Origin of the sequence: Candidatus Pelagibacter sp. HIMB1517 (assembly GCF_052047895.1) — a bacterium.
In the GTDB taxonomy this organism is placed as follows: Bacteria; Pseudomonadota; Alphaproteobacteria; order Pelagibacterales; family Pelagibacteraceae; genus HIMB114.
Genome location: NZ_JBNAIW010000013.1, coordinates 1 through 25,683, shown reverse-complemented (window position 1 = coordinate 25,683; position 25,683 = coordinate 1). Strand labels below are relative to the sequence as shown.

27 protein-coding genes, 4 tRNA genes and 1 pseudogene are annotated in these 25,683 nt (G+C 27.2%); 10 read left to right on the top strand and 22 right to left on the bottom strand.

Going from position 1 to position 25,683, the window contains the following annotated elements:
• The 5 genes and pseudogenes from ACTTAT_RS06325 to ACTTAT_RS06305 all read right to left on the bottom strand — a co-directional run.
• A pseudogene (locus tag ACTTAT_RS06325) lies at positions 1–461 on the bottom strand (hypothetical protein); the annotation flags it as partial.
• The gene (gene tmk / locus ACTTAT_RS06320; protein ID WP_440680195.1) at positions 439–1,077 is read right to left on the bottom strand and encodes a dTMP kinase; all 639 of its coding nucleotides are present in this window, start codon (positions 1,075–1,077) and stop codon (positions 439–441) included. The pseudogene ACTTAT_RS06325 and the gene tmk, both read right to left, overlap by 23 nt.
• Positions 1,068–2,204 (bottom strand): D-alanyl-D-alanine carboxypeptidase family protein, encoded by a 1,137-nt coding sequence (locus tag ACTTAT_RS06315; protein WP_440680193.1) that lies wholly within the window; start codon positions 2,202–2,204, stop codon positions 1,068–1,070. The genes tmk and ACTTAT_RS06315 overlap by 10 nt, the downstream gene beginning before the upstream one ends.
• Complete coding sequence (locus ACTTAT_RS06310) at positions 2,201–2,845, bottom strand: hypothetical protein (RefSeq protein WP_440680192.1); 645 nt, start codon at positions 2,843–2,845, stop codon at positions 2,201–2,203. Before ACTTAT_RS06310 ends, ACTTAT_RS06315 begins: the two co-directional genes overlap by 4 nt.
• Positions 2,838–3,794, bottom strand: a complete 957-nt coding sequence (locus tag ACTTAT_RS06305) for a lytic murein transglycosylase (RefSeq protein WP_440680191.1) — start codon at positions 3,792–3,794, stop codon at positions 2,838–2,840. The genes ACTTAT_RS06310 and ACTTAT_RS06305 overlap by 8 nt, the downstream gene beginning before the upstream one ends.
• Positions 3,795–3,884: 90 nt before the next feature.
• Here ACTTAT_RS06305 and ACTTAT_RS06300 point away from each other — a divergent pair.
• A tRNA-Ser gene (locus tag ACTTAT_RS06300) sits at positions 3,885–3,974 on the top strand.
• On the opposite strand, the gene serS is transcribed toward ACTTAT_RS06300, so the two are convergent.
• From serS to dgt, 10 genes are read right to left on the bottom strand one after another with little or no spacing between them, the layout of a single operon-like run.
• Complete coding sequence (gene serS / locus ACTTAT_RS06295; protein ID WP_440680190.1) at positions 3,975–5,243, bottom strand: serine--tRNA ligase; 1,269 nt, start codon at positions 5,241–5,243, stop codon at positions 3,975–3,977.
• Positions 5,243–5,986: a twin-arginine translocase subunit TatC gene (gene tatC / locus ACTTAT_RS06290; RefSeq protein WP_440680189.1), complete on the bottom strand. Its 744-nt coding sequence runs from the start codon at positions 5,984–5,986 to the stop codon at positions 5,243–5,245. The genes serS and tatC overlap by 1 nt, the downstream gene beginning before the upstream one ends.
• A gap of 5 nt (positions 5,987–5,991) precedes the next feature.
• Complete coding sequence (tatB, locus tag ACTTAT_RS06285) at positions 5,992–6,204, bottom strand: Sec-independent protein translocase protein TatB (protein WP_009360235.1); 213 nt, start codon at positions 6,202–6,204, stop codon at positions 5,992–5,994.
• A 3-nt stretch (positions 6,205–6,207) separates the two neighbouring features.
• Positions 6,208–6,393: a twin-arginine translocase TatA/TatE family subunit gene (locus ACTTAT_RS06280; protein WP_009360236.1), complete on the bottom strand. Its 186-nt coding sequence runs from the start codon at positions 6,391–6,393 to the stop codon at positions 6,208–6,210.
• 40 nt (positions 6,394–6,433) lie between these two features.
• Entirely contained in the window at positions 6,434–7,075 is a 642-nt protein-coding gene (gene scpB / locus ACTTAT_RS06275; RefSeq protein WP_440680188.1) for an SMC-Scp complex subunit ScpB, read from the bottom strand.
• Positions 7,062–7,853: a segregation and condensation protein A gene (locus ACTTAT_RS06270; RefSeq protein ID WP_440680187.1), complete on the bottom strand. Its 792-nt coding sequence runs from the start codon at positions 7,851–7,853 to the stop codon at positions 7,062–7,064. Before ACTTAT_RS06270 ends, scpB begins: the two co-directional genes overlap by 14 nt.
• Positions 7,832–8,752 (bottom strand): glycoside hydrolase family 3 N-terminal domain-containing protein, encoded by a 921-nt coding sequence (locus tag ACTTAT_RS06265; protein ID WP_440680186.1) that lies wholly within the window; start codon positions 8,750–8,752, stop codon positions 7,832–7,834. Before ACTTAT_RS06265 ends, ACTTAT_RS06270 begins: the two co-directional genes overlap by 22 nt.
• On the bottom strand, positions 8,728–8,985 hold the full coding sequence (locus ACTTAT_RS06260) for a hypothetical protein (protein ID WP_440680185.1): 258 nt from the start codon (positions 8,983–8,985) through the stop codon (positions 8,728–8,730). Before ACTTAT_RS06260 ends, ACTTAT_RS06265 begins: the two co-directional genes overlap by 25 nt.
• Entirely contained in the window at positions 8,985–10,688 is a 1,704-nt protein-coding gene (argS, locus tag ACTTAT_RS06255) for an arginine--tRNA ligase (RefSeq protein WP_440680184.1), read from the bottom strand. Before argS ends, ACTTAT_RS06260 begins: the two co-directional genes overlap by 1 nt.
• A gap of 2 nt (positions 10,689–10,690) precedes the next feature.
• Entirely contained in the window at positions 10,691–11,800 is a 1,110-nt protein-coding gene (gene dgt, locus ACTTAT_RS06250; RefSeq protein WP_440680183.1) for a dGTP triphosphohydrolase, read from the bottom strand.
• Positions 11,801–11,813: 13 nt separating this feature from the next.
• Between dgt and ACTTAT_RS06245 the strand changes: the two genes are divergently transcribed.
• Together ACTTAT_RS06245 and xth are read left to right on the top strand one after the other, a co-directional pair.
• A complete protein-coding gene (locus ACTTAT_RS06245) occupies positions 11,814–12,131 on the top strand; it encodes a HesB/IscA family protein (protein ID WP_440680182.1) in 318 nt (105 codons plus the stop codon).
• Complete coding sequence (xth, locus tag ACTTAT_RS06240) at positions 12,128–12,898, top strand: exodeoxyribonuclease III (RefSeq protein ID WP_440680181.1); 771 nt, start codon at positions 12,128–12,130, stop codon at positions 12,896–12,898. The genes ACTTAT_RS06245 and xth overlap by 4 nt, the downstream gene beginning before the upstream one ends.
• Here xth and ACTTAT_RS06235 read toward each other — a convergent pair.
• From ACTTAT_RS06235 to ACTTAT_RS06225, 3 genes are read right to left on the bottom strand one after another with little or no spacing between them, the layout of a single operon-like run.
• Entirely contained in the window at positions 12,888–14,087 is a 1,200-nt protein-coding gene (locus ACTTAT_RS06235) for a sugar phosphate nucleotidyltransferase (protein WP_440680179.1), read from the bottom strand. The genes xth and ACTTAT_RS06235 overlap by 11 nt on opposite strands.
• Complete coding sequence (ilvD, locus tag ACTTAT_RS06230; RefSeq protein ID WP_440680177.1) at positions 14,087–15,802, bottom strand: dihydroxy-acid dehydratase; 1,716 nt, start codon at positions 15,800–15,802, stop codon at positions 14,087–14,089. The genes ACTTAT_RS06235 and ilvD overlap by 1 nt, the downstream gene beginning before the upstream one ends.
• A complete protein-coding gene (locus ACTTAT_RS06225) occupies positions 15,799–18,441 on the bottom strand; it encodes a valine--tRNA ligase (RefSeq protein ID WP_440680175.1) in 2,643 nt (880 codons plus the stop codon). Before ACTTAT_RS06225 ends, ilvD begins: the two co-directional genes overlap by 4 nt.
• Positions 18,442–18,501: 60 nt before the next feature.
• On the opposite strand from ACTTAT_RS06225, the gene ACTTAT_RS06220 reads away from it, so the two are divergent.
• Both ACTTAT_RS06220 and ACTTAT_RS06215 read left to right on the top strand, forming a co-directional pair.
• Positions 18,502–18,575: transfer RNA gene (locus ACTTAT_RS06220), tRNA-Cys, on the top strand.
• A 49-nt stretch (positions 18,576–18,624) separates the two neighbouring features.
• Positions 18,625–18,700, top strand: a tRNA-Asn gene (locus ACTTAT_RS06215).
• Positions 18,701–18,702: 2 nt separating this feature from the next.
• Here the strand turns inward: ACTTAT_RS06215 and ACTTAT_RS06210 are convergent.
• The gene (locus ACTTAT_RS06210) at positions 18,703–19,068 is read right to left on the bottom strand and encodes a helix-turn-helix domain-containing protein (protein WP_440680174.1); all 366 of its coding nucleotides are present in this window, start codon (positions 19,066–19,068) and stop codon (positions 18,703–18,705) included.
• Positions 19,069–19,192: 124 nt separating this feature from the next.
• Here ACTTAT_RS06210 and ACTTAT_RS06205 point away from each other — a divergent pair, with 124 nt between their 5' ends.
• The 5 genes from ACTTAT_RS06205 to ACTTAT_RS06185 are packed head-to-tail and all read left to right on the top strand — an operon-like array spanning position 19,193 to position 24,695.
• The gene (locus ACTTAT_RS06205; RefSeq protein ID WP_440680173.1) at positions 19,193–20,596 is read left to right on the top strand and encodes a cryptochrome/photolyase family protein; all 1,404 of its coding nucleotides are present in this window, start codon (positions 19,193–19,195) and stop codon (positions 20,594–20,596) included.
• Positions 20,593–21,807, top strand: a complete 1,215-nt coding sequence (locus tag ACTTAT_RS06200; protein ID WP_440680172.1) for an NAD(P)/FAD-dependent oxidoreductase — start codon at positions 20,593–20,595, stop codon at positions 21,805–21,807. The genes ACTTAT_RS06205 and ACTTAT_RS06200 overlap by 4 nt, the downstream gene beginning before the upstream one ends.
• The gene (locus tag ACTTAT_RS06195; protein ID WP_440680170.1) at positions 21,797–22,543 is read left to right on the top strand and encodes a DUF1365 family protein; all 747 of its coding nucleotides are present in this window, start codon (positions 21,797–21,799) and stop codon (positions 22,541–22,543) included. Before ACTTAT_RS06200 ends, ACTTAT_RS06195 begins: the two co-directional genes overlap by 11 nt.
• Positions 22,540–23,697, top strand: a complete 1,158-nt coding sequence (locus ACTTAT_RS06190) for a class I SAM-dependent methyltransferase (RefSeq protein WP_440680169.1) — start codon at positions 22,540–22,542, stop codon at positions 23,695–23,697. The genes ACTTAT_RS06195 and ACTTAT_RS06190 overlap by 4 nt, the downstream gene beginning before the upstream one ends.
• A complete protein-coding gene (locus tag ACTTAT_RS06185; RefSeq protein ID WP_440680168.1) occupies positions 23,697–24,695 on the top strand; it encodes a cysteine synthase A in 999 nt (332 codons plus the stop codon). Before ACTTAT_RS06190 ends, ACTTAT_RS06185 begins: the two co-directional genes overlap by 1 nt.
• Here the strand turns inward: ACTTAT_RS06185 and ACTTAT_RS06180 are convergent.
• The 3 genes from ACTTAT_RS06180 to ACTTAT_RS06170 all read right to left on the bottom strand — a co-directional run.
• Complete coding sequence (locus ACTTAT_RS06180) at positions 24,679–24,939, bottom strand: GIY-YIG nuclease family protein (RefSeq protein WP_440680167.1); 261 nt, start codon at positions 24,937–24,939, stop codon at positions 24,679–24,681. The genes ACTTAT_RS06185 and ACTTAT_RS06180 overlap by 17 nt on opposite strands.
• A tRNA-Arg gene (locus tag ACTTAT_RS06175) sits at positions 24,939–25,015 on the bottom strand. The genes ACTTAT_RS06180 and ACTTAT_RS06175 overlap by 1 nt, the downstream gene beginning before the upstream one ends.
• 43 nt (positions 25,016–25,058) lie before the next feature.
• A partial coding sequence (locus ACTTAT_RS06170) for a hypothetical protein (protein ID WP_440680166.1) occupies positions 25,059–25,683 on the bottom strand: 625 nt, incomplete at its 5' end.

The window sequence follows — 25,683 nt, the reverse complement described above, 5'->3', positions numbered from 1 at the left end:
CATCTAGACATTAATGTTTCTATATTTTGATCAATTAAACTAGACGTAAACATAAAATATATATTTTCATTAGGCTGTTCTATAAGTTTTAATAATGCATTTACCGAATTGACATTCAAAAATTGAGAATTTTTTATTATTATAAATTTTGGTAGATTATCAAATGATTTTAGCTGGCAAAAATTTATTACATTTCTAATATCATCAATTTTAACTGCCTGCTCAGAACTTAAGTTTTTTAAGATTAAAACATTTTTATCTGAAATTAATTCATCTTCAATATTTATAACTTTTTTTTTTAATAGCGAAGATACGAGATTAAGACAAAACGTATATTTACCAATACCATCGAGCCCTTGTATCATAAATGTTTGTGGTAGTTTTTTGATATCAAAAAGATTTTTGAAAAGTTTTAGCTCATGCTCAAAACCAATAACTTTATTTGAAATTTTTAATGACATTTTTTTTAATTAAATAATTAACAATTTGTATTGTGATATCTTTTTTATTTTTTGTACCATCAATCTTGATTATTCTATTGTGTTTTTTTGTTAAATTTATAAAACTTTTTCTTAATTTATTGAGTTTTTTTTCTCCATATTGATCAAATCTATCTAACCTACCCCTGCCCTTTACCCTTAATTTTGAAATCTTTACTGGAATATCTATAAAGAATGTAATTTTTGGAAAACTTTTTTTACTTATCAAGTTTTGCAAAAAATTTATTAATTTAATATCTTGTCCTTGTTCGTAATGTTGATAGGCATATGTAGAGTCTACATATCTATCACATAGAACTAAATACCCTTTTTTTATAAGTTTTTTAATTTTTAAAAAATGATTAGATCTTGCTGCAAAAAGTAACAATAGTTCTGTTAAATTATCTTCATTATTTTTTAAATCTTTGATTATTAATTTTCTTATTTTTTCTGCTAACTTTGTTCCACCTGGCTCTCTAGTTTTAATACACTTGATTTTTCTTTTTTTTAAAAATTTATATACTTCGTTAAGTTGAGTTGATTTTCCGCTACCTTCGATACCCTCAAAAGTAATTAAATTACCCTTTTCTATCCCCATATTAAAAGACTTATGGAATTTAAAAATCTAACAAAGAAATTTTCTTTCTCAGTGTTTACAGAGGAATAGAGAGTTTCTGATTTTATTAAATTATTATCATAATAAATATTTAATTTAGATACCGGAGAACCTTTTTTTATTTCTGTAGAAAGTGTATCTTTTTCATGATCAATTTCGATTTTTAATTTGTTTTTTTTTCTTTTTGGTATTGTTAAATAAATATTATTCTTTAGTTCTAATTGCACATTTTTTTGTTTTAAATTCCAAGTTTTAATATTATAGTTTTTATCTATTTTATTAATTTTTAATAAATCAAATCTGTTTTCAGCATAACTAAGTAATTTGACTGTTTCTCTTGATCTGGCATTTTTAGAATTTGTTCCACTTACAACACTTAAGATTCTTCTGTCATTTTTTTTTATTGTCGCGGCTAATGAGTATCCAGAATTATTTAAGTAACCAGTTTTTATACCATCACCACCCATATCTTTATATAATATTGGATTTCTATTTCCTTGCGTAATAGGTGCCCCACCAGTTCTGTCCCAAGTAAATTTTTTTTCAGAATAATACTTATACAAATTTGGAAAATTATTTATTAAATAAATTGACATTTTAGCAATATCTTCAACTGTAGAATAATTATTACCATCGTAAATACCTGATGAATTTGCAAATCTAGTATTTGTTAGACCAATTTGTTCAGCCATACTGTTCATCATATTTACAAACTCTTCTTCCGTTCCCGCAATTCCCTCTGCTAAAGCGATACAGGCATCGTTACCAGATACTATGATTATTCCTTTTAATAAATTTTCAACGCTAACTCTGTCATTGGGCATAATAAACATTGAAGAAAATCCTTTTGAAGACATTCTCCAAGCATTTTTTGATACTTTAAACTTTTCTTCTAATTTCAAATCTCCTTTTTTGATTAAATCAAAGGCAACAATTGCTGTCATAATTTTTGTTATCGAAGCTGGAGATATTTTTTGTTCTTTATTTTTTTCAAATAAAACCTCCCCAGATAAAACATCAACTAGATAAGCCTGTTTTGCACTTGTTTCTAAAGCTATTGATTTTGCAGATATAAATAAAAAACAAATTATGAAAATTTTTTTTATCATTGAACTCTTATATTAAAACCGATTAAACCAATTTTTCCTAATTTTAAATATATATTATCATATTCCGTTAAGTTTTTTAATGGACCAATCGAAATAATATGATTTTTAGGAGCATAATCCTTAAAGATTAATTTTTTATTTTTAATATTCAAACTTAATAACCTAAATAATGTTTCAGAGTAAGTTTTGTAATAAAATGGACCAAAATCTAAAAAAATTTTTTTTGTTATAACTTTTTCATTATCAATTTTCAAAACTTCTATGGTTTCTATCTTAACTTTTTTATTAATTTTTTTTTCTTCATCAAAAGTTTTTGCTTTTTTTGCAATAAATGACTTATTCTCTCTCATGGATTGCACAAGAACAAGTGGAAATTCTCTATCCAAGCTAATTTCATCATATACAATTTCTGGCAAATAAATAATCCTTGAATCAGTTGATTTTAATTGTTCGTCTACTTTATAAACTTTGCTAATTTTATTATTTTTGTTTGTAATTTTGATCAGACTATCTTTTTGTAAGTGTGAAATTATTTTGTTATTTTTGGATACATCTGCAAAACCAGTTTTTTCATACACTTGATATTTATTGGAACATGAAATTATGAAAAAAAAAAATATTAATAAAATTCTTTTATGCATCTTTCAAGTAATCAGAAAAAATACCAATGGTTATTGCAAATCTAAGTGATCTATTCCAATTGAGAATTTTTTCATAATTATTAAAAACCATATATACATCAGAAATTTCCCCATCCGGTTTTACTAATTTTGCTTTTGTATTTAAATTAATTTTATAGTTATCCGGCAATATAACACCCATTTTAATCCAATCTTTAATTTTTTTTGAATCAGAAAGTTTTCTAGCGTCAAATGTAAAATGTTTTTTATTAATTTCTTTTGTCAGTTTCACTTTTAATCCCCAAGGATTTTTATCCCATCCAATTTTTTTTAAATAATTTGCTGCTGAAGCAAAAGAATCTTCTAAAGAAGTGTAGAGGTCAATTTTACCATCTCGATTATAATCAATTGCATAATTTTTAATTGATGAAGGCATAAATTGAAAATTACCGTGTGCGCCAGCCCAGGATCCTTTTAAATCTGATATGTTTACGACCTGCCTATCTATCAACTTTAAAAGAATTATAAGTTCATTGGAAAAATATTTAGATCTTCTTTTATCAAAACTCAAAGTTGCCAAAGCTGAGATTATATCAACTTTACCTTTATGTTTACCAAAAACTGTTTCTACGCCCCACAATGCTACTAAATAGTTTTTTGGAATTTTATATTTTTTTTCAACCTTATCTAAAAGCTTTTTATTATTATTAATTAATTTTTTTGCATAAATTACTTTTTGTTTATTTACTCTTTTTGCAACGTATACATCTGTTTTTTCGATAAATTCTGGTTGATTTCTATCGTATGTAATAATTCTTTTTAAAAGTTTTGTATTCTTAAAAGCTTCATTTACGGTTTTTTTAGAAACACCCTGGTTAATTGCGTATTTTTTATAATTTTCTAACCATGTGCTAAATTTTTCATCTGATTTAGATATAGATGAGAAAATTAATAATAAGGAGAGAATCAAATACAACTGACGCATAATTAATATTATCATAGCAAAAAGGCCGAGTCATTTGTTGTAATTTTATATGGTTAATTTATAAGTCGTTTTTTCGGAGAGGTGGCTGAGCGGTTGAAAGCACCGGTCTTGAAAACCGGCAATGGGGCAACTCATTCGTGGGTTCGAATCCCACCCTCTCCGCCATTATAAAGTCTCAACATTGCCCATATATTTTTTTAAACATTCCGGAACAGAAATTGATCCATCAGTATTTTGATAATTTTCTAAAATTGCAACAATTGTTCTACCAACTGCCAAACCAGACCCATTTAAAGTAGCTACTAAATTATTTTTTTTATCTAACGTTTTATACCTTGCCCTCATTCTATTTGCTTGAAAAGTACCACAAGATGAGCAACTTGAAATTTCCCTATATTTATTTTGCGACGGCAACCAGACCTCAAGGTCATAAGTTTTTTCAGCACTAAATCCCATATCTCCTGATGATAAAAGCATCACTCTATATGGAAGTTTTAACTTTTTTAATATTTTTTCAGCACACTCAACCATTCTCTCGAGTTCTTTAAATCTAAATTCTGGTTGAATGATAGATACCATCTCAACCTTAGTAAACTGATGTTGTCTAATCATTCCCTTAGTATCTTTACCGGCAGCACCTGCTTCTGCTCTAAAACATTGGGTTGCACTTACAAATCTAAAAGGTAATTTTTCATATTCAATTATGCTTTCAGAAACCATATTGGTTAAACTAACTTCGCTCGTTGGGATAAGCCATTGATTATTATTCAATTGAAATTGATCTTCTTTAAATTTAGGCAATTGACCAGTTCCATACATTGATTTTTCATTAACAATTACAGGAACGCTATATTCTGTATATCCATTTTCCTCAGTATGAACATCCAGCATAAAATTGATTAATGCCCGTTCTAATTTTGCTAGATTTTCTTTCAAAATGACAAATCTTGAACCTGATATCTTCACTGCTGTTTCAAAATCAATTTTTTTAATCTTTTCTCCAATTTCATCATGTGACATAATTTTATCACTAACTTTGCATTCTCCTTCTTTTCTTATCTCAACATTTTGCTTATCATCAGCTCCCACTGGCACATCTTCATATGGCAAGTTTGGCAATGACATTAAGATTTCATTTATAGACAAGATCTTTTCTTCAGTAATTTTATCTAATTTAAATATTTCTTCTTTTATCATTGAAACTTTATTACTCAGTTCACTAAATTTTTTTTGATCATCTTTGTTTTTTCCCAATTCCTTAGAAATTGTATTTCTTTCGTTTAACAACTTTTCTTTTTGTTCTAAAAAATTTCTATAAGTTTTATCTAATTCTAAAATATTGTTTATAATTTTTTTTGGGTCATCAATATTTCTTTTTTTAAGATTCTGAATAAAATTTTCTGGATTTGATCTTATGTCTTTAATATTTAACATTATTTTTTTTCGACAAATTTTACTGTAAAAATAGATATCTCATATAGAAGCAGTAAAGGCAAAGCTAAACCTATTTGAGTTATAGGATCTGGTGGTGTTAAAATTGCAGCCATACTAAATATAATAATAACAACGTATTTTCTTCGAGTTTTCAAATATTCAGAAGTAATAAAACCTACTTTTGCCAAGAGAGTTAAAAAAACAGGTAATTGAAAACTGATTCCAAAAGCTAAGATTAAGCGCATCACTAAAGATAAATATTCATTAACTTTTGCTTCTAACTGAATTGGTAGCGATCCGTTTATAGCCGCTGTTTCAAAAGATAAAAAAAACTTTATTGCTAATGGCATAATCAAATAATACACAAGCATACCTCCGAGCAAAAATAGAACAGGTGTTGCAATTAAAAATGGTAGTAAAGCTAATTTTTCATCTTTATAAAGTCCTGGAGCAACAAATTTCCATATTTGCATTAAAATTAAAGGGCATGAAAAAAAGAATGCAGCAAAAAAAGCAAGTTTTAAATATGTTAAAAACGTTTCATGTAAAGCTGTAAAAATCAATCTACGATTATTACCGTCATCTTTGACCGCTTGAGCGTATGGATCTACCAAGAAGTTATAAATTTTGTCAGAAAAAATATAACAAACAATAAATGTAATTATTAAAAAAATTATTGATTTGAGGAGCCTACTGCGTAACTCTATTAAATGCTCGCTTACTGTAGACTTTTTTTCCGTCATAAATTTTATGATTTATTTTTATTTTTCTTATCTTTTTCAATTTCAGTTTCTAAATCTACAGAATTTTCAATATCTTCTTGAATATTAGATACGTATGATTTTATTTTCTTTATTGATGAAGTGATTTTTTTTACAACAACAGGTAAATCCTTAGGACCAATTATAAGTACAGCTAGTACTATTATCACCAAAAGCTCAGACCAACCTATCTGAGGCATGTATTAACTTTCTGATTTATTGTTATCGTTATTAGAAATAGATTTATTTTCAGGATCGTCAGACATCCCCTTCTTAAAACTCTTGATGCCCTTAGCAACATCTCCCATTAATTCAGATATTTTTCCTCTTCCAAATAATAATACGACTAACGCTACAACGATTGCTATTTGCCAAAATCCAATGCTCATAATGTTAATTATAGTTAATTAAAAAAGTAAATACAAGAAGTTATTTATCTTCTTCCAGCGTATCAGAAATCATATCATCGATATTAGAATATATATTTTCTTTGTTTTCGTTTTGATCGCTTTCAATAAATTTTGAAGTACCAAAAATTGAGCTATCTACCCTACTATCAATTAGGCCTGCCGCCAAAAGTTCATCTGAGTTTGGTAGGTCATCTAGGCTATTAATATTAAAGTGATTTAAGAACTTATCTGTTGTTACATATAATAATGGTTTGCCTGGTATTTCCTTTCTACCATTGGGCTTTACCCAGCCCAATTCAAACAATATCTCCAATGTTCCGGTGCTAAATGATACACCTCTAATCTCTTCGATTTCAGATCTTGTAACAGGTTGATGATAAGCAATTATAGCAAGAGTTTCTATAGCAGCCTTTGACAATTTTTTTTGAATAATTATTTCTTTTTTTAATTTTCCAGAAAGATCTTCGGAAGTCCTAAATGACCATTTATCTGCTAAATTAACCAATCTAATACCTCTATCTTCATAATCTTTTTGTAATTCATAAAGAATTTTTAGTACATCTGTTCCTGATTTTACTTTAGATTTAATTGTACCAACATCTAATGGTTCGCTTGCAGAAAATAATATAGCTTCAATTAAATTTTTTTCATTCTTTTTCATTTTTCACCTTATAAAATATTTTATCAAATAGTTTTTCTTGTTTTATTAATAAATCACCTTCTCTTACAAGCTCTAAGCCAGCAACAAAAGATCCGGCAAATCCTGTCTTTCTTAGATTTTTTTTTGCTTTAAATACTTGTGGCACAATATCTTTTAATTCACACCAATCTTTTAATTTAGAGAACATTGATGTAATTTTTTTAATTGCCTCCTCCATAGTATATGTTTTTAACTTTGTAATATTAATAGAAGAAAAGTTTTTTCTCCTTTTAAAATCAGCATAAGATTTAATTAATTCATATAAAGATACAGAATATTTTGGCGTACTCTTTGCCCTAATGCCTTCCTTTATTCCTCTAAAAAAAATATCAACCCCCATTTGTTTTTTTGTCATGAGCTGGTCTGAAAGCAATCTTATCATTTCTAATTTTCTTAATTGAAGTTTAAGTTTTTCTGCCATTTTAGAAGCTGAAAATTCCTCATCATCATCTTCTGGCAATAATAACCTAGATTTCAAATAAGCTAACCATGAAGCCATTACCAAAAAATCAGCTGCTATTTCTAAATTTTTTTTAATTTTATCAACATATGAAATATATTGGTCTACCAATTGAACAATTGAAATTTGCATTAAGTCTACTTTTTGAGTTTTAGCTAAATCAAGTAATAATTCTAATGGTCCCTCATAATTATCTATACTCAACTCTAAAGTATTTTTTACATGCGAAGTTTTAGGATCATTATCCTCCAAAGTGTTTATATTTTTTGACTCATCCATTTTTTTAGAATACCTATTATTTTTTTCATTTCATTAATATTACCATTACAATGTAAAATAATATCACAACCTGCAAGCAAAGGTTGAGTAACTTTTGTTTTAAGATTTTCTTTTAAAGCTTTCATGCAAATATCATCTGTCATTACTAAGCCCTTAAAATTAATTTTTTCTCTGATTAAAGTTAAAATTTTCGATGAGTAAGTTGCTATTTTAAAATCTAAAAAAATATATTTTATATGAGCTATCATTATGAATTTTGAACGCAGGTTTTTGAAACATAAAAAATCTTTTTTGAATAGATTTTCTTTATTTTCTTCTACGATCGGAAGTTTAAAGTGGCTATCAACAACTGCTAAACCATGTCCAGGCGCATGCTTTGCAATGCAATTAATTCCCTTATCTTGGTACTTCTCAATAAAATATTCACATAATTTGTTAACAATTTTAGGGTTGTTAGAAAAAGACCTATCTCCAATGACTTTATGTGTTTTTTTATATTTTAAATCAGCAACAGGATAAGCAACTGTGTCTATGCCAAGAAATTTAAAAATGCCAACATTAAAATCTATGAAATATGACGTTTCTTTATAAAAATTTTTTCTATCAGTTAAATAAAGTTTACCGAAATACTCGGCAGTATATTTTTTTTGAGAAAATATTTTATTAAAACGGTTTACTCGTCCACCTTCATGATCAATCATTATCAGTGGATCATTTGGAGCAATAGACTTAATATGTTTAATAAGTTTTTTTAATTGCGCTAGGTTTAAAATATTTCTTTCAAAAATTATAAAACCATAAATTTTATTATTTTTAATTAATTTAATCTCATCATTATTTAAAAATTGACCATGAAGTCCAAAAATAACAGGTATTATTTTGTTTTTAAAAGCTGCCAAAATTTTTTCTCCTCTGTATTTTTTTTGAAATAATTTGAATTATCTTGAAATTCTTTAAAATCTTTTTTGGTATTAATTACCTTGATTTTATTAATTTCATTATCTAAATAAATTGAAAAATTTTTTCTATTCTTATTTTTTATTTGTAAAAAATTTTCTGAAAAATAGAAATTAATTATAAAAAAAAAGAATAAAATAAATATTATTAAATTTATTACTTTCAAATACTTCATTACATTTTTTTTAAAACTTTAACGTCTAAAATATTTAAACCTATAGTTAAAACTAAATACAATTTTTGCAGCAAATACAGTCTAGAGTTAATTAGCTGTTTATCAGAATGTCCAATTATTTTTAAATCCTCATTTTCTTTTCCGGCATTCCAATAAGTATGAAACTCAGAAGAAAGTTCGTATAAATAGTAAGGAATGTAATGAACTTCTAAATTTTGATAACACAAATTTACTATTTTAGGCCATTCTACAATTTTTTTTATAAGATTGAATTCAGTTTCATGTTTTAAATTTTCTAATTTTGCATCAATAATAGGTTTTTCAATATCAAAATTTGATTTATCAAATAAAGAATTGATCCTTGCACATGCGTATTGTACATAAAATATTGGGTTATCTTTAGATGTATCGGTTACTAAATCAAAATCAAAATCCAATTGAGAATTTGAACTCCTATAAACCATCATAAATCTTGCAGAATCTTTACCTACTGCATCAATTAAATCTTTTGCTAAAATAAAATCACCTGCTCTTTTTGACATTCTAAATGGCTTACCTGATTTATAAAGTTTAACAATTTGGCTAAGTTTAATTGAAAATGTTTTATTATTATTTAACGCATTCACCGCTGAAGATAATCTTTTCACATAACCCGCATGATCAGCGCCAAGTATATTTATGTAATGATCAAAGTTACGTTTGAGCTTGTCATAATGATAAGCTACGTCATTGGCAAAATATGTCCAGGTATTATCTGATTTTTGTAATGCTCTATCAACATCATCTCCATACTTTGAAGATTTGAATAATAATTGCTCTCTAGGTTCCCAATCTTCAGCATCACCTTTTGGCTTAGGTAATACCCCGGTATATACGTCTCCTTTGTTTTTTAATTTATCAATAGCTTCACTTAAGATATCCCTATTAACAATATCACTCTCTGATACAAAATTGTCATGAACGATACCCATTAAATCTAGATCTTTTTTAATTATATCTAATGCAGACTTAATCGCGTAAGGTGTTAATTTTGATATACTTTCATCAAAACTAGATAGATTTTCATTTTTAATTTTTTTTAAAACATCGTTGGCAATATCAATTATATATTCACCAGGGTACAAGCCTTGATCTTCTGGAAAAGTTATACCCTTTTGTAGCTCTATTGCTCTAAAATAAACAGATTTTACAAATAGATAGATTTGATTGCCATAATCATTAATATAATATTCTTTTACTACATCGTGACCGTAAAACTTTAAAAAATTACTTAATACATCGCCAAAAATTGCACCCCTACAATGCCCAACATGCAGAGGACCAGTTGGGTTTGCGGATACAAACTCAATATTAATTTTATTTGATTTAATAGAGACTGGTTTTCCATAATTTTTATCAATTATTTTTATAAATTTTAAAAAAATTTCTTTTTTAAATGTAAAATTTATAAACCCAGGTTTTGCTACTTCTATCTTTTCAAAATCGTTATTAGCAGCTTGTATTAATTCTTTAATTTCATTGGCTAATTGCATAGGTTGTTTTTTTAACGAAGATGCTAAAATTAATGGTGCATTAAAAGAAATATCCCCGAATACCTTTTGCTTTGGCATCTCTACAGTAATTTTTTTTATTATTAATTTATCAGTTGGAATATCTTTTATGATTTTTAAGAATAAATTTTTATAATAATCAAAAATATTCATAATTAATTTATGTTTTCATAAATATTCAGAGCAAATTTATCGGTCATTCCAGAAATATAATCTGCTATATTTCTATCTTTGCTATATAACGAATTTGAATTTGGTAATTTATCATAGTTTTTTTTAAAATAATCAAATAAAAATTCAATAACCATTTCTGACTTAGAGTTCCACTTTTTAACAGATTTATGATTATACATTTTTACTTTCAAAAAATTCCTTATTTCGTTTAAACCTTGTTGCACTTTATCTGAAAAATTAATAATTGTTTCCTTAGCATTATACACATCATCTATTGTTTTTAATTTGTTTATTTGAATTTTATTCATTGAATTTTCTATTAAGTCCGTAGCAAGATTATTTAATAAATTTCTGACAATTTCATTCTTTTGAATATTTTTATTATTTTCAAAAAGTTCATTGATAAAATTTAAATCAAGTAAATTATCTATACTAAATAAATTTGCTCTCAAACCGTCATCTATGTCATGACAATTATATGCAATATCATCTGCTAAAGCGCTTATTTGTGCTTCTAAACTACCTAAAGATTTAAAATTTAAATTATAATTGAAAATTTCAGGCAGTTGATTACTAAACAATTCTTGGTTTGTTATTGGCCCATTATGTTTGAGTAATCCATCTAAACAATTAATAGATAAATTTAATCCTTTATGCTCTTTATAAGTATCCTCCAATAAAATGAGTATACGTAATGATTGGATATTATGATCAAAACAATCGTTATCCATGCAGTTTGATAATGCTAATTCTCCAGCATGCCCAAATGGCGTATGACCAAGATCATGAGCTAAGCTTATTACTTCACAAAGATCCTCATTTAAATTTAAAGCACGCGCGATAGATCTAGCTATTTGAGAAACTTCTAGAGAATGTGTAAGCCTAGTTCTAAAATGGTCACCTTCATAATAAACAAAAACTTGTGTTTTAAATTTTAGTCTTCTAAATGAATTAGAATGTATTACCCTGTCTCGATCTCTTTGAAATTCGCCTCTGTATAAAGTTGGCGAACATGGATATTTTCTTCCTAGAAAATTATCATCTTTTGATGCAAATGATGCCAAATTAGAGTAAATATATTTATTATTCATTTATAAAAATAAAATGATGACTACATTTGAAATAACAGAAAATGCAAAAAAACAAATAGCAAAACTGCTTGAAAAAGAGCCAAAAGGATCTTTTTTTAGGATATCAGTAGAAGGTGGCGGTTGCTCAGGGTTTAAATATAACTTTACTATAGATAACAAGACTAATGATAAAGACTTGCAAATCCAACAAGTTGTAATTGACGATACAAGTCATAATTTTTTAAAAAACTCGAAATTAGACTATGAACAAAATTTAATGAGCAACTCATTCAGGGTCATAAACCCTGATGCCAAAGCATCTTGTGGATGTGGCATATCGTTTTCACTATGATTATTTCAAGTTGGAATATTAATTCTGTAAGAATAAGAACAGAAAATATTGAAAAATATTTAGACAAAATTGATCCAGATATAATAATGTTTCAAGAAATTAAATGTGAAGATGATAAGTTTCCAAATGATTTTTTTGAAAAAAAAAATTATAATTGTTATGTATTTGGACAAAAATCTTATAACGGAGTTGCGATAATTTCTAAAAAAAAACTCTTAAATATTGATAAAAGTTTTAAAGACCCGAATGAACAGTCTAGATTAATAGCCGCTGATATAAAAATAGCAGGAAAATTAGTCAAATTAATCTGTATTTATCTACCTAATGGCAATCCCGTAAACACAGACAAATACCCTTATAAACTTAAGTGGTTAAATAATTTTATTAACTTTATAAAAAAAGAAATTGATAATTACGATGGAATCATTATCGGTGGTGATTTTAATATAATTCCAAATTCAAATGATGTAGGAAATCCAGAAGATTGGGAAAATGATGCTTTGTATAGGTTGGAAATTAGAAAAGAATTCCGGAAGATACTAAACCTTGGTTTCAAAGATAGTTTTAGATTATTTAATACCGAGGATAAACAGTACACTTTCTGGGATTATACTCAGGGTTCATGGCAAAGAAATAAAGGGTTGAGAATTGATCACTTCTTAATAACTGATAGCATTTGTGCCAAAATTAAAAATGTTGAAATAGATAAATTTACACGAGGCCTAAATAAGCCTTCTGATCATTCACCTATACGAATTAATTTTTAATACGTCCATAAACATCTTCAATACGTATAATATCGGTTTCTTTTAATATTTTACCAATTTGAGCCTCGATGATTTTGACTGGTTTTTTAAGTTTGTTATGTATTCTATGAATAGAACCTTTAGGTATATGAACTAAGTCTTTTAATTTGGGTTTTAAAATTTTTTTATCTAGAGTAATTTCTGGATATCCTTCAGTGACATACCAATGCTCTTCTCGGTGTCTATGCTTTTGTAAACTTAAACATCCCTTGCTATTGACTATTAACTCTTTAATTAAAAAGTTTTTACCCTTAAATAAATTTCTATAGGTACCCCAGGGTCTTCTAAAGAGATTAGTTTTTGTAAAGTATTTTTTCTTATTAATATTGTAAAAATTTAATAAAGATTTCCAACTTCCAAGATCAGACCAATTTATATTCAATCTAATTGATTTTATATTACTAATTTTTTCAAGAATTGCGCAATCAAAAGAAATAGGTTTGATCTTGTTATATGAATGACTCTCTAAGAAAATACTATTTGATTTTTTATTTGAATTTTGAACGGATAGTAAACAATTTTTAAAAAGTTTATTTTGCTCATTCATAAAGTGATAAATAATATTTTCCTTTGTAGACATGAAAATACCAGCATTCCATAAACCGCCTTTTTTAATTATATTTTTAGCGATCTTAATTGAAGGTTTTTCTGTAAACTTACTTACATTTATTGAGTTTTTTTTTCTAAAAAAATAGCCAAATTGATCCGAAGGCTCTTTCGGTTTTATACCAAAAACAAAAATATCTTTATAAAAAATTTTATTTAAATTTTTTTTAATTTCTTGATTAAATTTATTTTTTTCCTCGATTAACTGATCAGATGGTAAAAATAAAATAATTTGATTAGAAGCTATTTCGGGTAACAAGCAAGGAGAAAGAATTGCAGGTGCTGTATTTTTTTTACTTGGTTCTAAAATAATTTTATAATCAGTTATTTTATTTTTTTTTAAATGTTTTTTGACCAAGTTTAAATATTTAATATTTGTGCTTATAATTGGTGGTAAAAAAAGTTTTGAATTAATTCTATCCAATGTTTTTTGAAACATTGTCCAACCACCAAAATCTATAAATTGCTTTGGTAAATTATCTCTGTTCTCTTTAAAAAGCCTTGTACCAGCACCACCACATATTATGACTGGCAAAACTTTCATTATATATCTGCGTAAGATTTTTTTTCCTGTGAACCACCTGGATGTGTAACAGCTCCATTTGTTGCATCACCAACACTTTGAGCATATTTCCATAAAGTTCCACTTCCAAAATTTAATTCTCTAGGTTTCCAATTTGATTTTCTGTTATTGATTTCATCATTACTCAAATTAACATTAATTGTACCTTTCTCTGCATCAATTTCAATTTCATCTCCATCTTTTAATAACCCAATCATTCCACCAACGTGTGCTTCGGGAGAAACGTGTCCAATACAAAAACCTCTTGTTGCGCCAGAAAATCTCCCATCTGTAATTAGCGCAACATTCTCGCCCATGCCTTGTCCATATATTGCAGCTGTTGTTGAAAGCATCTCTCTCATGCCTGGTCCGCCTTTGGGTCCTTCATATCTAATTACAATTACGTCGCCTTCGTTATATTTTTTTTCTTTAACCGCTTTAAAAGCATCTTCTTCACAATCAAAACATTTAGCCTTGCCTTTAAACAACAATGTTTTCATTCCTGCCACCTTAACAATGGCACCTCCCTCTGCTAAATTTCCTTTTAAACCAACTACACCACCAGTTGGTGTTATTGGATTTGAATGATGTCTAACAACATCTTGATCATCATTAAATTTTACATCTTTCAAGTTTTCTTTCATTGTTTTTCCAGTGACTGTTAAACAATCACCATTTAAGTATCCTCCATCCAACAATGTTTTGAGAAGCAATGGTACACCACCTGCTTCAAATAAATCTTTAGCAACGTATTTTCCACCTGGTTTTAAGTCTGCAAGGTAAGGTGTTTTTTTGAAAATTTCGGCAACATCCATTATATCAAATTTTAAACCACATTCATTTGCTATTGCAGGTAAATGGAGTGCTGCATTTGTTGATCCGCCAGTTGCCGCAACTACAACTGCAGCATTTTTTAAAGCTTCAATAGTAACAATATCTCTTGGCCTAATTTTTTTCTTTAATAATTCCATCACCTGTTTACCACTTTCAATTGCATATTTATCACGTTCCTCATATGGAGCTGGTGTTCCAGATGAATATGGCAATGCTAAGCCAATAGCTTCAGACACACATGCCATTGTATTTGCGGTGAATTGCCCTCCGCAGGCACCAGCTGATGGGCAAGCAACAAGTTCAAGTTCCTCAAGTTCTTTGTCTGACATCTTTCCTGCTTCATGCATACCAACACCTTCAAAAACGTCTAAGACTGTAACGTCTTTACCTTTAAATTTTCCAGGCAATATTGACCCACCATACATAAAAACACTTGGAATATTTAATCTGCACATAGCCATCATTAGACCTGGTAAAGATTTATCACAGCCAGCTAAACCAACTAATGCATCGTAACAATGACCTCGCACTGTTAACTCAGTAGAGTCAGCAATTATTTCTCTAGAAATTAGAGAGGATTTCATTCCTTCGTGACCCATAGCAATTCCATCTGTAACAGTGATTGTGCAAAACTCTCTTGGCGTTCCATGATTATCGTGAACACCTTTTTTTACACTTTGCGCTTGCCTCATTAAGGCAATGTTGCACGGAGCGGCCTCATTCCATGTTGATACGACACCAACAAATGGTTTAGCCACATCTTCTTGAGTTAGATCCATGGCATAATAAAAAGATCTATGAGGAGCTCTATCTGGTCCTACCGTTGTATGTCTGCTTGGTAATTTAGATTTATCAAATTTCATTTTAAACTTTTTAATATTTCTTGGAGTGTTATATATTCTTTTTTATTTGTATCTAAAAGATTTTTTTCCTGTTTAACAATTTCTTTAGGCGCTTTTTTTACAAAATTATCATTATTTAATTTATTTTCACCTGAAGATATTTGTTTTTGTATAGAGTCTAGTTTTTTTTCCAAAATATTTATTTGATTATCTATATCAATCTCATCTCCAAAATTTATAACAAATTGCTTACCAGCCAATAATGTTTTTATGTTACCTTTGTCGCCATCATTAGTATTAAGTGTAGAAATTCTACCTATCTTGCACAAAATACTTTCATTTTTTTTTATTATTTTTTTTTGGTTATTATCTAAAAATTGAATTCCAACTCTTACTAAACTTCCTGGTGCAACTTGCATCTTTGATTTAAATGACCTTAGATCATTAATAAAATTAATAATAAACAAAACATCTTTTACATCTTTTGATGATTTACTTTTTAAATCTTTTGTAAAATGATGGTTTATTAAGTCATTTTTTTCAGTTTTTTTAAAACCTGACAAATGCCAAAGTTCTTCAGTTACAAATGGAATAAACGAATGTAGAAGAAGTAAATTCTCTTTCTGAACATAATTTAATACATTTTTTGTCTCAAAAATTAAATTTTTATCTTTTGAATTTAATAAAGGTTTTGAAAATTCGATATACCAATCACAAAAGTAATTCCATATATACAAATAAAGCTCCTTTGCCGCTTCATCAAATCTAAAATTTTCAATAAGTTTTTTTATTTTAATTTTATTTTCATTTAATGTGAAAAGAATCCATTGATTAGCTGGGTTTTTTATATTTTTAATTTTACTTTTTTTAATATTAAAAACATTATTCATAGAACAATAATTAAATGTATTCCAAATTTTTGTAAGAAAATTTCTGTACCCTTTTACTCTATCAATTGAGAGTTTAACGTCCCTACCAGGAGAAGACATGGATATTAAAGTAAATCGTAAAGCATCTGCTCCAAATTCATCTATTATAGTTAATGGATCAATTACATTACCTTTTGATTTAGACATCTTTTGTCCCTTCTCATCTCTAACTAGGGCATGAACATAAACTTTTTCAAATGGAACTTCCTTCATAAAATGTAATCCCATCATCATCATTCTAGCTACCCAGAAAAAAATAATATCAAAGCCAGTAACTAATACGGAAGTTTTATAAAATCTTTTTAACTCATAAGTTTTGTTGGGCCAACCCAACGTAGCGAACGGCCATAATGCAGAAGAAAACCATGTATCAAGAACATCTTTATCACGCTTGAGATCTAAAATTTTTTTATATTTTTTTTTACAAATTTTGTGAGCTTCTTTAAGATCATTGGCAACTATAATTTGACCATCAGGTGTATACCATGCTGGAATTTGATGGCCCCACCACAGTTGACGAGAGATGCACCATGGCTCAATATTTTCCATCCATTGAAAATATGTTTTTTTCCAATTATCTGGAAAAAAACTTGTTTCTTTTTTTTTAACTTTTTTTATTGCATCTTTTGTAAGTTTTTTTGCATCTACAAACCACTGTTCAGTAAGCAAAGGTTCAATAATAGTATTACTTCTATCACCATAGGGAACCGTATGTTTGATATTTTCAATTTTATCTAAAATGTTTAATTCTTCTAACTCTTGAATAAGTTTTTTTCTCGCATCAAGCCTATCTAGACCCACATAAGCTTTTGGAGCATTCTCGTTCAATGTTCCGTCTTTGTTTAAAATATTAATAAATTCTAACTTATTTCTTGTTCCAACTTGATAATCATTAAAATCATGTGCGGGAGTTATTTTTACTGCACCAGAACCCTGATTAGGGTCTGCATACTCGTCTTTAATAATTTTAATAATTCTTTTCGAAATAGGAATAATGATTTCTTCACCAATTAAATCTTTATATCTTTCATCTTTAGGGTGTACTGCAATTGCGGTATCCCCAAACATTGTTTCTGGTCTCGTAGTTGCAATTGTAATAGTTTTTTCAGAATTTTTAAATTTATAATTAATATAATAAAGTTTTCCTGAAGTTTCTTTTTGTATAACTTCAAGATCTGATATTGCTGTTTTTAATTTTATATCCCAATTGGTGAGCTTCAGATCTTTATAAATTAGTTTTTTATTATACAGATCAACAAAAACCTTTAATACAGCTTTAGATAATCCTTCATCCATTGTGAAGCGGTCTTTTGACCAATCACATGAGGATCCAAGTTTTTTAAGCTGTGATGTAATTGTGTTTCCTGATTTCTCTTTCCATTGCCAAACTTTTTTTAAAAACTCTTCTCTTCCTAAATCATTCCTAGATATGCCTTTTTCAGCTAATTGCTTTTCAACAACCAATTGTGTAGCAATACCCGCATGGTCAGTTCCTGGCTGCCACAGTGTTTCTATACCTTTGTTTCTATTAAATCTTATTAAAAGATCTTGAATTGAATTGTTCAATGCATGACCCATATGTAAGCTACCTGTTACATTTGGTGGTGGGATTACAATAGAATATGTTTTTTTTGATTTGTTTTTTTTTGGTTTAAAACACTTGTTTTTTTCCCAATACTTATAAATTCTATCCTCAATATTTTTATGATTGTATGAACCAAAACTAGACATTTTATTGAATTATATTGGAGTTTATATATATCTCCTTTTAAATAACAATTTCAAAAAATTGGCCACGTGGCGGAATGGTTACGCAGAGGATTGCAAATCCTTGTATCCCAGTTCGATTCTGGGCGTGGCCTCCAAAAAAAATATTGTTTTGGATTAAAAATAATATATTAATCCGATTATTGATCCCCGGTAGCTCAGTTGGTAGAGCAAGCGGCTGTTAACCGCTTTGTCGCTGGTTCGAGTCCGGCCCGGGGAGCCAGACTAAATAGCTTTCTTGATATTCTTATGTTCACCAAGCACTTCAAGAAGTTTTTCTTTTTGCTGTGGCTCCAAATCACTAAAAATCCTTAATAGAAAACTATAATTTACATCTTTAGAAGAAGAATTCTCCTCATTCGAAGATGTAAAATCTTGATAATCTTCAAAAAAATACTTTATAGGTACTTTTAAAAAGCTAGATAATTGCAATAACCTTGCGGAACTAACTCCATTTGTTCCTTTTTCATATTTTTGTATTTGCTGAAATGTAACGTTTATTGCTTTTGCTACTTGAGTTTGAGTTAATCCTAGTGAAGTTCTTCTTAATCTTAATTTTTTACCTAAATGTTGATTTAATTGTGCGCTCACTAATGTCTCCCTTTAAAAATATGTTAAATACCTTTTTGATATTCAAGGCAACAAAAAAAAGATAAAAAAGATGTAAAAAATTCCTTGATTTTGTTACTGATTTAACAGTTTTTTTTTGAAAATTATGCTTATTTATTGGCTTAGAAATGATTTTAGACTTAATGATAATGAAGCATTGTCTTATTTTTTATCAAGTGAAAACAATGATTTTGTCTTTTTTTCATATGATAAAGAAAAATATAAATTTAGATCAGCTCAAAAATGGTGGCTTTATAAAACGCTTAAAATTTTTGATAAAAAATTAAGTGAAATTGGGGTTAAATTTATTGTTGAAAACGATTTAGAGTATAGTTTTTTAGAAAAAATAATTAAAAATAAAAAAATTACTGAAGTTTGTTGGAATAAAATATTTTCACCTGAAGAGATAGCTATTGAAAATAATATTATAAAACTATTAGAAAAAAATAATATTAAACATAAGATATTTTCTTCAAATTTGTTACAAAATCCAGATCAATGCAGAAAAAAAGATAATACTCCCTTTCAAGTTTTCACTCCATTTTGGAAAAATGCTGAAATGATTTATCTTAAAAATTATAAATACAAAAAAAATCTGATAAAATCAAAAAAATCGTTAAAAAATAATAATCAAGCTAAAATTGAAACCATATTGCCAAAAAAAAAATGGTATGAAAAATTTGAGAAATATTGGTTTCCTGGTGAAGATATAGCATTAAAGAAAATTAAGAGTTTCAATTCTGAAAAAATAAATTTCTATAATAAAAATAGAGATTTTCCATCAATAGAAGGTACCTCTAAACTATCGCCTCATTTAGCTTTTGGAGAAATTTCTCCTAAAAAAATATATGACGAATGTACAAAGATAAAAAATAAAAAAATTGGAGTTACAAAATTTTTAAATGAAATTGGTTGGAGAGAATTTGCTTATCATTTGATAAATCATTTTCCTATAATGTTAAAAAAAAATTTAAGAAAAAACTTTGATAAATTTCCCTGGTCTGAAAATAAAAAATTTTTAGATAAATGGAAAAAAGGAAATACTGGATATCCAATAGTTGATGCTGCTATGAAGCAACTATATGAAACTGGCTGGATGCACAATAGACTTAGAATGGTTGTTGGTTCATTTTTAGTAAAACATTTGAGAATTAATTGGACCGAAGGTGAAAAATATTTCAAAGATACACTTTTGGACTATGATACAGCCAATAATGTTTCAGGTTGGCAATGGATAGCGGGCTGTGGAGCTGATGCAGCTCCATATTTTAGAATTTTTAATCCTATAACCCAGGGAGAAAAATTTGATCCAAATGGAGAATTTGTGAAATACTGGATACCTAATTTACAAAAAGTTCCAAAAAAATTTATTCATAAACCTTGGGAATTACCAGAGGAACAGGCAAAACTTATTAATTTCAATTTAATAAAAGATTATTTTGAGCCAATCGTTGATCATAAGATGGCGAGAGAAGCGGCATTAAAAGCATTTGAAGTCACAAAAAAATGAAAAAATTAGCAATAGTCGGAACAGGTATTTCTGGGTTAGCCTCTGCCTACTTGCTTAGAAATAATTTTGAAATAACTCTGATTGAAAAAAATGATTATATTGGTGGGCATACTCATACGCATTATTATAAAAAAGAGAATATTCATTACGATAGCGGTTTCATTGTTTTAAATAACAAAAACTACCCAAATCTCATTAAGTTGCTCGAAGAACTTAATGTTGAATATCAAAAGAGTGATATGTCTTTCTCTGTAGTAAAAGAAGACATAGGCTATGAATGGGCGGGAAAAAATATAAGAACTATACTAGATATTAAAAACATTTTTTCTTTAAAATATTTAAAAGTCTTAAAAGACATAATCAGGTTTTCCAAGATATGTGAAGCTAAATTGGCTGATGAGAAAATATCATTATATAGTTTTTTAAAAAATAATAAATTTTCAAAAGAATTTATAGAATTATATTTTTTTCCTATGTGTTCTTCAATATGGTCATCAGATTTAAATCAAATAGAAAACTATAAAGCTTGTTTTATTTTAGATTTTTTTAAAAACCATGGACTGCATAATATTTTAGCTAAAAGACCAATTTGGTTCACTATTAAAAATGGAAGTAATACTTATATAAAAAAAATATTAGAAAAAACAAATTTTAATATTATAAAAAATAACAAAGTAACAATTATAGACCAAGAGAAAAAAATTATAAAAACAGAAAATAATAATGAATATAAATACGATTATTTGATTTTATCATCACACTCTGATGAAACATTTCAATTATTAAAAAATAAAACTTTTGAACAAAATCAATTATTATCTTCAGTAAATTATCAGAAAAATAAAATTATAATTCATACCGATGAATCAATAATGCCTAAAAATAAAAACAATTGGAGTTCATGGAATTTCAAATATCAAAAAAAGCAATTAGTTCTAACGTATTGGATGAATTTATTACAAAATTTAAGATGCAAAACAAATATCTTTGTTACCTTAAATTCAAATGAAATTAACCAAGAAAAAATAATTAAAAAAATTGAATATTCGCATCCTATTTTTTTAAAATCAAAAAAAACAATATCAGAACTTTCTGAAAAAGCTCAGGGTCAAAATAATATTTGGTTCACGGGAGCTTGGTTGGGATATGGTTTTCATGAAGATGGTTTAAATTCTGCAATAAATGTCTATAATTTGATTAATGTTAGGTAATTATGTTTGTGACAATAAAGTTTTTCATTCAAGAATAAAACCATTTAAAAATTATTTCTCTTACAATATTTGCTCAGTTATTTTTGATCTAAAAAAAATTAATAAACTTAAAAACCTTAAGTTTTTATCGATTAATAAATTTAATATTTTCAGTATTAATTTGAGAGATTATGGCAACTATGACCAAAAACTTTACGAATTTTTAATAAAAATGATAAATAAGAAATACAAGAAAAATAAAGATTACAATATTTACCTATTAACATCTCCAAAATTTTTAGGATATATATTTAATCCAATTTCAATTTATTTTGTCGTTTACAAAAAAAAAATTGAATTTGTAATATACGAAGTAAGAAACACCCATGGAGAAAAACATATGTATTTTAAAAAAATACGAAATAATAAAAATATAACACATTATATAAATAAAAAACTTTATGTTTCACCTTTTTTAAAAGTGGATTTGAAATATTTTTTTAAATTAAATATTCATAAAAAAAAAATTAAAATATTAATCGACGCTTATAAAAATAATGAAATTCTTAAAACTGGGATGTTTTTAAAAAATTATAATTTAAATGACAAAAATTTGTTAAATATTGCTTTAAAAAGACTATTTTATGCTCAAAAAATTATTATTTTAATACATTATCAAGCTATTAAAATATTGTTAAAAAAAGCTAAATTTAATTTTAAAAAAAGAACAGTGACTAATACCAATAGTTTTTCATGAGCAGATTATTTAAAAATTTAGTTGATAAAGAGTTTAAAAAAATTCTATGGGGAAAGGTAAAATTTAATTTTGATGATATTTTAGAAAAAATTTACTCAGGAAATCAAGGTAATCTTGAATCTAATATCATTGTAAAAGACAAATCCTTATATAAAGATTTAGTCCTTAGGGGTGATTTAGGTTTTGCAGAAGGTTATATAGAAAATAAATGGGAAACATCAAATTTAAACTCTTTGCTCAAAATTTTATTAAAAAATCAACAGCTTAAAAAAAACCGTTATACACCAACTTTATTTAACAAAATTCTAGAACAGGTAAATTTTATTTTTAAAAGCAATTCTATTAAACAGGCAAAAAAAAATATTAGTTTTCATTACGATCTAGGTAATGATTTTTATAAAGAGTGGCTCGACGAAACAATGACCTACTCTTCTGCTTTATTTAAAGGTAAAGACATCACACTAAAAGACGCGCAAATTCAAAAATATAACTCTATATGTGAAAATTTAAATATTAATCATGATGATAAAGTATGTGAAATTGGTTGTGGCTGGGGTGGATTTATTAACAATTTAAAAAATTATAATCCTAATACCAAAATTGATGGATATACAATAAGTAAAAATCAATATGATTTTGTAAATAACAATAATCACAATGTTTTTTTTACTGATTACAGAGAAATTAATAATAAATATTCAAATGTTGTTTCAATTGAAATGTTTGAAGCTGTTGGGCAAAAATATTGGAAAAAGTATTTTGAAAAACTTAATAATATTTTAGATTCAAAGGGTACTGCTTGCTTACAAATTATTACAATAAACGAAAATTCTTTTGCTAAATATTTAAGGAATGTTGATTTTATACAAAAATATATATTCCCCGGAGGTATGTTGCCAACAAAAACTATTTTAGCAAAACTTTTTAAAAGTAATGGATTTCAACTTTATCATAAAATTTCTTTTGGACATGATTACTCAAAAACACTTTTGGAATGGAAAAAAAATTTTAATAATTCCTGGATAAAGCTTAAAAATTTAGGTTTTGATGACAAATTTAATCGTCTATGGAATTATTATTTAGATTACTGTGAAACAGGCTTTTCATTAGATCATACGGATGTTACACAATTTTATATAAAAAAAATCAACTAATGAAAAATCAATCTGTAATAGATCTTATTGGAAATACACCATTAATTTATTTAAAAAAACCTTCTGAGATAAGTGGGTGTAATATTTATGGAAAAGCTGAATTTTTAAACCCTGGACAATCTGTCAAAGACAGAGCAGCACTTTATATTATTAACGATGCACTTAAAAATAATAAATTAGAAAAAGGTGGTACCATTGTTGAGGGAACAGCTGGTAATACAGGAATTGGTATAGCAATGGTTGCAAACTTCTACGGTATAAATACAAAAATTGTAATTCCAAATACACAGTCAGAGGAAAAAAAAGATGCACTTAGAAATTTAGGAGCAGAATTGATTGAGGTAGATGCAGTACCCTACTCGGATCCAAAAAATTATGTAAAATACTCAAAGAATATAGCAGATGAGCTGTCTAAAAAAAATTCAAAAAAAGTATATTGGGCAAATCAATTTGATAACACGATTAATAAACTAGCTCATATAGAAACTACGTCACAAGAAATATTAAAACAAACTGAAAATAAAGTAGATGCATTTACTTGCTCGGTTGGCACAGGAGGTACATTAGCAGGTACTGCTGAAGGTTTGAAAAATTTTAATCAAAATATAATAACAGCTTTAAGTGATCCTTTAGGATCCTCTTTATTTAATTTTGTAAAAAAAAATGAGTTATCAGCTGCAGGATCTTCAATAACTGAAGGTATTGGTACATCAAGGATAACTGAAAATTTTAAGAATTCTTTGGTAGATGAGGCGTTTCAAATAAACGATCAATATGCTCTGGATATTATTTTTGACTTACTTAAAAATGAAGGTTTAAGCTTAGGAACGTCTTCTGGAATTAATGTTGCTGGTGCAATAGAACTTGGCAAAAAAATTGGTCCAAACAAGAATATTGTTACAATATTATGTGATTATGGCTCAAGGTATGCATCAAAACTTTATAATAAAAAATTTTTAGAAAGCAAGGGTCTTAAGGCACCTAACTGGCTGAAATAAATTTTTGCTTTATCTTTTTTCTAAATCTGTAATTTTTTTTTAGTTTTATCTCTTCTTTCATAGCTTGTGACTTAGACTTATATTTATTAGAGTAAATAACTTTCCATTTTCTGCCACGAGTAAATTTAGCACCCTTGCCACAATTATGAAGATTTAGTCTTTTGTTGAGATTATCTGTGTAACCAACATATGTATGTTTATAATCATCTAAACTAATTAAAAGATACACATAAAACATTTGCATGGCGCGCCCTCCGCGACTCGAACACGGGACCCACGGTTTAGAAAACCGTTGCTCTATCCAGCTGAGCTAAGGGCGCTTAAAAGTTTAATATAAAATTTTATCAAAACTTCAAACATTTTTTATTTTAAAAATCTATATTTTACTAATGCAATAATGCTTAACGGGGTGACTTTAGATAATATGAGCATAATACATGTAAAAATTATTGTTAAATTAGAAAAATTAGTAAAATTTATGTCTTCTGATACAAAAATATTTGAAGGCAACGTATTAAAAGTTAGTAAAATGGCAGTTAAAAAACTATCTTCAAACTTTATATTTTCTAATGTCAAAATAAAAGAATAAATTACAAACATTAAAATATAAAAAAATAATAATAATGAACATGAATAAAAATCTTTCGACTTAATTTTTTCATTTGATTTAAAAATTGTAGAATTTACTACTGCAGAAGGTGTTAAAAGCTTAATTAATTCAGAATAAATTTTATTAAATATTATTAATATCCTTGAAACTTTAAAACCTGATGTAGAAGATATCAAACAACCTCCCAAAAAAGAAGCAGATATCAGTATAAATACAAAATTATTACTATCACTGCTGGAAAAGTTTAAACCAGAATTAGATATAGAAGATGACAAAAGAACTAATAAATCTGAATAATGAATATTATTAGTAAAAAAAACTAAAGTGATAAAAAAAAATATATATGCTAACAAAAAATATCTGTCTTCAAAAAAAGTA

Bases quoted from the DNA above. Each gene is read 5' to 3' on its own strand.
- tmk (WP_440680195.1), bottom strand. From the start codon at position 1,077: ATGGGGATAGAAAAGGGTAATTTAATTACTTTTGAGGGTATCGAAGGT.
- ACTTAT_RS06315 (WP_440680193.1), bottom strand. From the start codon at position 2,204: ATGATAAAAAAAATTTTCATAATTTGTTTTTTATTTATATCTGCAAAA.
- ACTTAT_RS06310 (WP_440680192.1), bottom strand. From the start codon at position 2,845: ATGCATAAAAGAATTTTATTAATATTTTTTTTTTTCATAATTTCATGT.
- serS (WP_440680190.1), bottom strand. From the start codon at position 5,243: ATGTTAAATATTAAAGACATAAGATCAAATCCAGAAAATTTTATTCAG.
- tatC (WP_440680189.1), bottom strand. From the start codon at position 5,986: ATGACGGAAAAAAAGTCTACAGTAAGCGAGCATTTAATAGAGTTACGC.
- tatB (WP_009360235.1), bottom strand. From the start codon at position 6,204: ATGCCTCAGATAGGTTGGTCTGAGCTTTTGGTGATAATAGTACTAGCT.
- ACTTAT_RS06280 (WP_009360236.1), bottom strand. From the start codon at position 6,393: ATGAGCATTGGATTTTGGCAAATAGCAATCGTTGTAGCGTTAGTCGTA.
- scpB (WP_440680188.1), bottom strand. From the start codon at position 7,075: ATGAAAAAGAATGAAAAAAATTTAATTGAAGCTATATTATTTTCTGCA.
- ACTTAT_RS06270 (WP_440680187.1), bottom strand. From the start codon at position 7,853: ATGGATGAGTCAAAAAATATAAACACTTTGGAGGATAATGATCCTAAA.
- ACTTAT_RS06260 (WP_440680185.1), bottom strand. From the start codon at position 8,985: ATGAAGTATTTGAAAGTAATAAATTTAATAATATTTATTTTATTCTTT.
- argS (WP_440680184.1), bottom strand. From the start codon at position 10,688: ATGAATATTTTTGATTATTATAAAAATTTATTCTTAAAAATCATAAAA.
- dgt (WP_440680183.1), bottom strand. From the start codon at position 11,800: ATGAATAATAAATATATTTACTCTAATTTGGCATCATTTGCATCAAAA.
- ACTTAT_RS06245 (WP_440680182.1), top strand. From the start codon at position 11,814: ATGATGACTACATTTGAAATAACAGAAAATGCAAAAAAACAAATAGCA.
- xth (WP_440680181.1), top strand. From the start codon at position 12,128: ATGATTATTTCAAGTTGGAATATTAATTCTGTAAGAATAAGAACAGAA.
- ACTTAT_RS06235 (WP_440680179.1), bottom strand. From the start codon at position 14,087: ATGAAAGTTTTGCCAGTCATAATATGTGGTGGTGCTGGTACAAGGCTT.
- ilvD (WP_440680177.1), bottom strand. From the start codon at position 15,802: ATGAAATTTGATAAATCTAAATTACCAAGCAGACATACAACGGTAGGA.
- ACTTAT_RS06225 (WP_440680175.1), bottom strand. From the start codon at position 18,441: ATGTCTAGTTTTGGTTCATACAATCATAAAAATATTGAGGATAGAATT.
- ACTTAT_RS06205 (WP_440680173.1), top strand. From the start codon at position 19,193: ATGCTTATTTATTGGCTTAGAAATGATTTTAGACTTAATGATAATGAA.
- ACTTAT_RS06200 (WP_440680172.1), top strand. From the start codon at position 20,593: ATGAAAAAATTAGCAATAGTCGGAACAGGTATTTCTGGGTTAGCCTCT.
- ACTTAT_RS06195 (WP_440680170.1), top strand. From the start codon at position 21,797: ATGTTAGGTAATTATGTTTGTGACAATAAAGTTTTTCATTCAAGAATA.
- ACTTAT_RS06190 (WP_440680169.1), top strand. From the start codon at position 22,540: ATGAGCAGATTATTTAAAAATTTAGTTGATAAAGAGTTTAAAAAAATT.
- ACTTAT_RS06185 (WP_440680168.1), top strand. From the start codon at position 23,697: ATGAAAAATCAATCTGTAATAGATCTTATTGGAAATACACCATTAATT.
- ACTTAT_RS06180 (WP_440680167.1), bottom strand. From the start codon at position 24,939: ATGCAAATGTTTTATGTGTATCTTTTAATTAGTTTAGATGATTATAAA.